2 pseudogenes are annotated in these 1319 nt (G+C 51.2%); both read left to right on the forward strand.

The annotated features are described in order from the left end of the window. Positions 1 to 663, forward strand: a pseudogene (locus JIN87_RS27930) (hypothetical protein); the annotation flags it as partial. A gap of 297 nt (positions 664 to 960) precedes the next feature. Further along, positions 961 to 1319: pseudogene (locus tag JIN87_RS27935) on the forward strand (porin); the annotation flags it as partial.

Consider the following 1319-nt stretch of genomic DNA (forward strand, 5'->3'; position numbering starts at 1 on the left):
TTCCTCAGCTACATGGGTTGGGAAACAGCTGAGCCTACTGGCCTCTACCAGTACTCTTACGCTTACGGCACTACCATCCCAGGTTACCACAACGGTGTGGCGATCGACTTCAGCGAAGAGTGGGGTGCCCTCGGTCTCGCAGTTCTCGACTCTGTTTACGACGACGACGGTTCTATCAACAACGACCTCGACGACTACGACATGGGCATCGAAACCAAGGTAGTTCTCACTCCAGCAGACGGTTGGACATTCTTCCTCGGTTACGCGATCGACTCTGCTAACGCAGGCCTCGAAGACCGTGAGCTCATCAACTTCTGGGGCTCTTACGAGTTCGGCGCGTCTACTATCGCTGTTGAGTACAACGACTACTCCGACACTTACCAAGACGTTTCCCAGTGGCTCGCAATGTACTCTGTTGCAGTTGGCGACAAGGGCACATTCACAGCTCGTATCAGCTCTGACCTCCACGAGTACGTTGACCTCGCAGCTTCCAACATGGTTGGCTCTGGCCAGGTAGAAGACGAGTTCACTAAGTACACAGCTGCTTACATCCACGCTGTTAACGACAACCTCGCGCTCGTTACTGAAGTTAGCCAAACCGACGCTGGCACTTGGCTCGGCGACACAACTGAGTTCGCAGTTGAGGCTCTCTTCACTTTCTAATTCTTAGAAAGAAAAGACCTTTTTGATTCTAGCCTCCACCTTCAACGGTGGAGGCTTTTTCGTGCCCAAGCGACGAGCCGGATCAAACCGCTCAAAACTTTCCATTATATTGCGCATGATTTTGAGCAGAGATTTTCATGCGTCTACGTAGTTTCCGTCATTTCAGCCAAATACGAAAATTGGCAACCCACTTGCTAAACCGCCAGCAAGCCCATCGGGCGTTACAAATCCAGCAGGACTTTAGCGGCACACATCAACTACCCGCCTCTGGGTCCTGTATTCAAAAACCAAGATCAAATGAACAAACTACTAAGCGCAACAGCAGCTGGCATGCTGCTCACTAGCTCTGCTCTATACGGTCAGATCGAAATCAACGAAAACCTCTCTGTAACAGGTTTCCTCGATATGTCAGTATTCCACGCTGACGACGATTCTGGCGATTCAACATCCTTCGACCTGGATCAGATGGAACTCGATTTCCTCTTCTCCTTTGACGACATCACAGGACAAGTCGACCTCGACTACCAACGCGGAGACGCAGAAGAAATCGACCTCGAGCAAGCGTTCATCACTTACGACCTCGGCGAAGGCACTTCCATCACTGCTGGTAAGTTCCTCAGCTACATGGGTTGGGAAACAGCTGAGCCTACTGGCCT

This window comes from Pelagicoccus mobilis (genome assembly GCF_016595505.1).
GTDB lineage: Bacteria > Verrucomicrobiota > Verrucomicrobiia > Opitutales > Opitutaceae > Pelagicoccus > Pelagicoccus mobilis.